Source organism: Psychrobacter sp. 1Y4, from assembly GCF_051847555.1.
The window spans coordinates 1-817 of the sequence record NZ_JBPYDE010000368.1 but is presented as its reverse complement, the minus strand read 5'-3'; the positions used below and the strand labels follow the sequence as shown (position 1 = coordinate 817).

Here is an 817-nt window from a genome sequence, read left to right as displayed (position 1 = left end):
GTCGAGATTGAAGCGGGCGTCATTACCGAACAACTGCAACAGTTTGCCGAATCAAAAGACCTCTACTATCCTGTCGACTTTGCCTCAGCAGGCTCTAGTCAAATGGGTGGCAATATCGGTACCAATGCAGGTGGCATCAAAGTCATTCGTTATGGCATGACCCGTCAATGGATCATGGGATTGACTGTCGTTACTGGTAAAGGGGACATTTTGCATCTCAACCGCGGTATGGTGAAGAACGCCACTGGTTACGACTTACGTCAACTGTTCATCGGTGCTGAGGGAACCTTAGGTCTTGTTACCCATGCACAAATCAAGCTTGAGCGTCAGCCACAAGACTTAAATGTCATGGTGCTGGGTATGGACAACTTCAGCGACGTCATGAATGTGCTCTCTGCCTTTCAAGCACAGATTGATTTGACCGCGTTTGAGTTTTTTGATGATGTGGCGATTGATAAGCTAATGGCCCATGGTCAAGTACAGGAGCCATTCGAATCACGCACCAAGTTTTATACGCTATTAGAGTTTGAAGCGCCCTATGAGCCGATCATGGAAAAAGCCATGGCCATCTTTGAGCAGTGTATGGAAGAGGGCTGGGTTATTGATGGGGTGATGAGCCAGAGCTTATCGCAAGCAGCTGAGCTGTGGAAACTACGTGAGTACATCTCAGAGACCATCTCTGTGTTCACCCCGTATAAGAATGATGTGTCTGTGCTGATCAGTCATGTGCCTGAGTTTATTAAAGAGATTGATGACATCGTCAGCAGTAACTATCCTGACTTTGAAGTGTGCTGGTTTGGTCATATCGGTGACGGTA

1 protein-coding gene is annotated in these 817 nt (G+C 47.1%); it reads left to right on the top strand.

The genetic code is table 11. From position 1 onward, the window contains the following. On the top strand, positions 1-817 hold an 817-nt coding region (locus ACS8FC_RS16370; RefSeq protein ID WP_439297554.1), incomplete at both ends, for an FAD-binding oxidoreductase.